This window comes from Intestinibacter sp. (assembly GCF_034113885.1).
GTDB lineage: Bacteria > Bacillota > Clostridia > Peptostreptococcales > Peptostreptococcaceae > Intestinibacter.
Map to the genome: position 1 here is coordinate 1 of NZ_JAXEWM010000184.1, position 6,678 is coordinate 6,678.

A 6,678-nucleotide genomic window follows, 5' to 3' on the forward strand; every position below is an offset into this window, starting at 1 on the left:
CATAACTGTGGCAATTTCTATATATTCATCTGCAACCTCTAAACTTTTATATCCGTTTTTATTTGCTTTTATTTCTATACTTTTGTCAAAGAAATATATCACATTGTCTAAAGCCCTATCTAAATCGTCATCATCATCAAATATACTTCTCCATTCACCCCATGAATTTGCTACTACTTTTACGAAAGATGTTCCAATATTAAAACAAACCTCAGCAAGCTCATCACCTATCATATCAAGTTCTTCGTAAATATCCACAGCTTTATCGTAGTAATTAAAGCAGTCCTTCTTAGAACGACTGGATAACAGCTCTGCAAATTCATTGTAGAATTTAGCAAGTTCGACTGTGCATCCACTAATTCTATCTGCAAATATTCCAATTAGCTTTATATATTGATTTCTCTTTTGGATATTATTTTTAATTCTCATAGTCGCCATTTCTGTCATATGACTTGTAATTGGCTTGCAAACAGCAGCATCTGGTTTTAATTTGTTGTATATAAGATCTATTATTATTTGATGTAGAGAAATTCTATCATCTCTAAATTCCATCCAGCCCTTGTCGATTAGCGAATTTATACCCTCTTCATCGCCTATATCGCACCACTTCATAAATTCTAGCTTGTCGATTTTCACGTTTGCAATTAGCGACATATTCATAAGGATATATTTTTCGAAGTCGCTTAATTTTGCAGTGTTAAACACTACTTCTAGGTGCATCATAATCGATTTGTTGTTTAGCTTTTTATCTTTTCTTAGCTTTACTTTGTCCTTGTTGGCGCTGGTTATTCCTTCTAGACTTTTTAACTTGTCGTATAAAATTATCGGCTCTATTTCACTGGTTCTAAGCTGTTTGGCGATTAATTCGACTGTCATAGTATGTCTGTCTACGATTTCAATTATATCGTCTATTATTTTTCTGTCGTCTTCTGAATAATCTATCTTGTTGTAGCTATAAAATAACGCCTGTAAGTCAGCTATATCCTTAAATTCTTCTATTTCTATTTGATGGTAATTGTAGTCTGTAAAATCATTTCTAGTCGTGATAATAAATTTGCAGCCTGAGTTTATCAGATCTTCTAGCTTTTCGTCTTCGTCGACATCGAAGTTATCCACAATTATCAAGGTTCTATCGTCTGATAGCTTGCAGATTTTTTCTAGCTTTCTGTTAAAATAATCCTCGTCTTTTTCGTCCTCTGCCCTCTTGAAATTGGCGATTGGAATCTCTCTGTCGTTTACGACTAAGTCAAATAATGAAGTCAAGTAGCTTGCAAATATTACCACATCGTAGTCCTTTTTATATAAAAATGCGTACTGCTTGGCTAACACGCTTTTTCCTATCCCTCCAAATCCATGTAGAAAAACTGTGTCTGTCTCATTTTTTAGCTTGTCGTGAATAAGCGCCATTTCTTCTTCTCTTCCTATAAACACGTTGTCATTTTGATCAAAATTAGATTTAAAATAAACCTCATTTGGTGATGACAACAACACTAATTTCTCCAAAATCTCGATTAACTCGTCTGCATTTTTATATCTCTTATTCACAGATGACGACAAGGTCTTCTTGAACAAAGTCTTTATATATCTGAAAACTTTAGGATTTACCCCTTCAAACAGAGGATTCTTCAAGTCAAATTTCCAATCTGCAAAAACCTTCCTGTCGTCCACATCTGGGATTCTGCCCATTATTTTAGAGAAAATAACTGCTCCAATTGAATATATATCTGTAGCCTCACATATTTTTTTAACTTTATGCTGTAAATGTTCTGGAGCTGCCCAGTTTTCAGAATAGGATACTCTGTTCACTTTTCCTGATTTTATATCCTTTATCGACTCCACGCTTCCAAAGTCAAATAATATTATGAGTTCATTAGTCTCAGGTAGCTTCAATATATTTTCTGGCTTTATATCTAGGTGAACATATCCGTATTTGTGATACATTCCTATCGTTTTCGTAAGTGCTAGCCCTATTTGAAATATGTCCTGTAAATTTTCTCCCTCTACCTTGTCGTAGGAAATCCCGTTGTTGTAATTTACAACCATATACATGGTGTTGTTTCCAAATAAAAGGTTTTGCGCATTACCTGTACTGTTCAATGTATCTAAATTACTTTGAAACAAGGTATTCTTCTCATAAGCCTCGCGAAACAAATCCCACGATTTCTCAAAATCCTCTCTGTGATCCTCTTTGACAACTAAGTTCAAATCCTCATTTCTGTCTATCTCCATATATGCAGGATAAAATTCCTTCAGCCTAACTAAATGCTCAATCCCCACAGAATCAAGATAATAAGCCTCGTAAACTATACAACTAGCTCCAAATCCTGTTATACCTTTTATCGTATATTCGTAAGTAGGTTGTTCATTCTCATTTACACTTAATCTTAATTTTTCTCCTATTTTCAATGCTTGCCTCATTTTACTCCTGTCATATCAAATTTGCAGCCTTTCGCAAATCAAATATGGCAGACACCTCCCTCCCAACAAGCTCGTTTGCTTTTTATTTAATTAAATTTTACCAAGTGAATTCTTTAATTTGTAATTAATATTTTTATTTCCAACTATTTGATTTAATTATATAGCAAAAAATGGTATGATTATATAAATAAGATAAATTTATTTGGGAGGAAATACTATGAGGGATAGATATGAAGTTCCTGGGGATTTTACTAAACAAAAGATAGACGAGTTTTGGGACACTCACTACGATAGCGATGATGACGATTACGGGGATATAATCGATTATCTAAATACGGCTGAAAATTTCAGGACATTTGATGAAGGATTGACTGAGTTTATAAAAAAACACGGCTATGTTGAAGAAGATGGGCTAAGTAAAGAAAAATGCATTAAACAGAGAGTAACATTTTTACTAAAAAAAATGAAGGAAAAAAATATTTCAATTTCTAAAAAGACTTTGGAATACCACTTCTCTGGTGAAAAAAGACCTGATGTAAAGGACTCAAGTAGAAAAATTATATTCAAGCTTTGTTTTGCGATGGATCTAGACGTTGAAGAAACTACTGATTTCTTCAATAAAATTTATTTTGATAGAACTTTTAACGTAAAAAATATAGACGAGCTAGTTTACTATTTCTGTATAAAAAACAAAAAAAGCTTCACTTATGCAGAAGAATTAATAAAAAAGGTGAAAAATCTACTAGCAGAAGATTCTGCTGAAGCTTCAAGCGAATTAGTTTATACAAATTCAATACGTGAAAAAGCAGACGTCTTCACAACAGAAGAAGAATTAATCAGATATGTATTAGATAATAAAAACGCATTTAACAGATACAACGTGACTGCAATTAAAGAATACACAAATTTATTGAATAGAATTCAAGGAAAAAAGGAAGATAAAGAGGTTTTAGATAGATTATCAAAAGTTAAAACCAACAGAGAACACGATGACTTAAAAAAATGCGGCCTTGTAGTCCAAGATTTCTATAAAAACAATTTATCTGAACTCACTACAAATATGGACATTGCATCTGTAGATTTTATGCTTTATGTTATATACGGCTCATTTTTACCTGTAGGCAAAAATGGCAAAAGTAAATATTCTTTCGCTAAGAACGCAAAATTACTTAAAATAATAAAGAGCAATTTTCCTTCTAAAAAAACTATATCAGATGCAAATAAAGAAGCTATCTCTTTTGAAGCAATGAGAAAAATACTTATATTGCTTGAGTTTTATGCATTTTGCTTCGATGCCAATGAAGCAGATGATGATGAATGCATCGATTTCTTTGACGATTTCAAAGATCAAATGAACGATATACTAGATTCATCTGGTATGGGACCTCTTTACGTTGGAAATCCATACGATTGGCTATTCTTGTACTGCGCTAAATGTGACAATCCACTCGATGTTTTTAGAAGTATTATAGATGATGTCTGTGCATTAGACGACGAAAATTAAATAAAATTGAGGTATAAGCATATTTATAAATGCCTATACCTCATAAAAATTATCGTCTAATTAAAACCTATCTCCACCATACACATGAACTCTTTTTAAATAGTAGAGATGTTCCAACTTTTACATATCCATATTTTCCATATTTATTTTTAACCTTTATATATCGCTTGCTACCATTTTGATATAAAGCGTAAATATAAGCAGAACTGCCTTTTTTAATAGTAAATGCCTTTTTAGTTCCACTAGTTGATGTATACGCAGTCAAATCCTTTGAAGCAATATATTTATTTTTTCTTATATAGCTAGTTGTATTAGCAGTATATTGATTATATGCATTATATCCATTTATTCTTACCTTGTCATAGCAAGAAAAACATCCTATCGCATTGGCAAATTTATTATATCTACCCCAATCGCATTCTTCAAGTGTAATCATACCATTACTAGATGTATAGCTACTTATTTGCGCATCATAATAGCATTTGTTTAACTTACATGTACTATTTTTAAATTTTAATATTCTAGTATTCCATGAACCATAACCACAACTTGTCAAAACAATTTCTGAGCTCTTATCATTTTTATTAAAATCATAAATTTTTACATCATAATCAAATTCTTCTGGAAAATATTCAGAGTCTAATATTTTAACGCAACTATTTACTTGTAATAATAATTTTTTTCCTGATGAATAAACTTCAATACGATCTTTATCTCCATCTCCATCTATATCATATCTATAGACTGTATTTAGATAAATTTGTTTTTTATAAGAAGTTTCTGCATACGAATTTTTAGTATTGCTGACAAATATACTTCCTATAGCTAAAGCTGTAGTTAATAACATTACACCCAATTTCTTTAATAGCTTCATTTTAACCATTCCCCCATTTATCTTTATAAATATATTCTTGCCATTAAATATTATTCTAATTATCTAAACTTAATAATTCGACATTCCCATCTACAAATCCTACTCCTATTCCTTGTAAATTTTTTAAAATTGACTTATAACTACTTATTTTCAAATATTCCTCGATCAAGCCTTTTATATAAACCAAGGCATCCTCCAAGTCTTCTATATCTTCGGCCATCGGTATAACAAATAAATCATCCTCTGTAGAGAATATTTCCTCGCATGCCCAGTCCTCATCTTTTTCATCAAATGCATCAGCAGCAATTAACTGAACGCTGTAAACTTCCTCTCTTTCATACAAGTTAAAATTAATAGCAACTGTATCCTCTGGTAAATCGACTAAATACTTTTCCACCCAAGCTTTAAACTCTTCTACGTATTTCATTTTGTCCATAACTTCCACCAACTCTCTTATATCCTTAGCAATTAGACTATGCATAGTTTCCTTATATTTATAATAATCAATAGCCAAAACACGCTCTTTTATTATATCTACAAGCTCACTTTTATATAATACAACATCCTTCAATGCACTCAACGCCTGTCTCACAGCAGTAGGCTTATCATCGTTTAAAATAGATAAAACCTCTTCAATGTTTTGATTTATTACATTATCTACATCCCATCTTGCCTGCTTGCAAAATAACCTAAATCCACGAACTCTGATGACATATTTTTTGCTTTTTACCATATCGATAAACTTGTCTATATAAAGATACAATACATTTCTACTTTCTGAAATAATTTCTAATTCTTTAAGTGCCTCAAATCCCTTTGACGTATCCTTACTATCTAGCATAGATAACAAATAATCTAAATCCATATTATCCTTTCACCTCATTATAACAATTAAATTTCCTTACATTTATTATAATATAATTTTCTAACAAAAACTCAAATCTATCGTAAAGCAATCTATCATATTGCGGTGGTTCTCTAAATTCAACTCATCATAGAATATAACTATCTCTGCATTATCCTTTGTTTTTTTCACATTTAGAATTGTATAAAAGGTTAAATAAAATTTAATACTTCTGTAAATTATTTAAGATATAATTTAAAAATAAACGTACAAGAGGAGAATTATTTTATGAAAAAATTTAAACGTATGATGTGTAAGTAAATTTTTTTTACTATATTTATTTAGAGTCAGATAAATGTTTTTCTATCTGGCTTACATTTTCTTATTTTTTTGATATCATATAAATAAAAACTTCTAAGGTGATGCGCTATGATAAAAACTGAATTTGGAATAATTGAAAATATTGAACAAAACAAAGACTATTCAGAATATGAACCAGAAAAGTATAATTGTGTTTTCATTGATGATGATTTGTATATAAATGATTGGTGGAAAAAGTTAATATTGATTAAAACATACTTTCATAATTTAGATAGACCAGCTTATGGCTTAGCTAGATATGGTGTTACTTTGATTCCACCGGAGTCTTTATCTGCTTTTCAAGATATTGTTGTTTCAGATAAAAGAATATATACAGATGATCATTTAGTTGATTTATCTAATAAAATACAAGATGCTATTGAGAGACAAAAGTATATGATACATTTTGGAGTTTAGTATAAATTTTTAATATGTAATTTATTGCTATTGTGAACTATAGTTATTTTGATAAATTTCAATTTAATCTAATCCAAGAATTATTTATATCTAAGAATATAGAAAATAAAAAACATATTTAAACAAAAGGGAATATAGTAAAATAAATAAAAATTATTTCACTACATTCCCTAATTTTATTTAATATTTATTAATCAATTTTATTAACTATTTAATAATTTATTTATAGTTGTCGAACCATTCTTATATGGTGAATAAACA

At 30.1% G+C, this 6,678-nt stretch carries 5 protein-coding genes; 2 read left to right on the forward strand and 3 right to left on the reverse strand.

Going from position 1 to position 6,678, the window contains the following annotated elements; genetic code table 11:
- Positions 1 to 2,418: protein kinase domain-containing protein (locus SPD90_RS11565; RefSeq protein ID WP_320925330.1), on the reverse strand; the 2,418-nt coding region annotated here is incomplete at its 3' end.
- Positions 2,419 to 2,635: 217 nt separating this feature from the next.
- Here SPD90_RS11565 and SPD90_RS11570 point away from each other — a divergent pair.
- The gene (locus tag SPD90_RS11570) at positions 2,636 to 3,922 is read left to right on the forward strand and encodes a hypothetical protein (RefSeq protein ID WP_320925331.1); all 1,287 of its coding nucleotides are present in this window, start codon (positions 2,636 to 2,638) and stop codon (positions 3,920 to 3,922) included.
- Between the two features lie 67 nt (positions 3,923 to 3,989).
- Here SPD90_RS11570 and SPD90_RS11575 read toward each other — a convergent pair whose 3' ends face one another.
- Positions 3,990 to 4,796 carry a hypothetical protein gene (locus SPD90_RS11575; protein WP_320925332.1) on the reverse strand — a complete coding sequence of 269 codons (807 nt, stop codon included), beginning with the start codon at positions 4,794 to 4,796 and terminating at the stop codon, positions 3,990 to 3,992.
- A gap of 55 nt (positions 4,797 to 4,851) precedes the next feature.
- Positions 4,852 to 5,661 (reverse strand): hypothetical protein, encoded by an 810-nt coding sequence (locus SPD90_RS11580; RefSeq protein ID WP_320925333.1) that lies wholly within the window; start codon positions 5,659 to 5,661, stop codon positions 4,852 to 4,854.
- A 408-nt stretch (positions 5,662 to 6,069) separates the two neighbouring features.
- Between SPD90_RS11580 and SPD90_RS11585 the strand changes: the two genes are divergently transcribed.
- The gene (locus SPD90_RS11585; RefSeq protein ID WP_320925334.1) at positions 6,070 to 6,417 is read left to right on the forward strand and encodes a hypothetical protein; all 348 of its coding nucleotides are present in this window, start codon (positions 6,070 to 6,072) and stop codon (positions 6,415 to 6,417) included.
- Positions 6,418 to 6,678 lie beyond the last annotated feature (261 nt).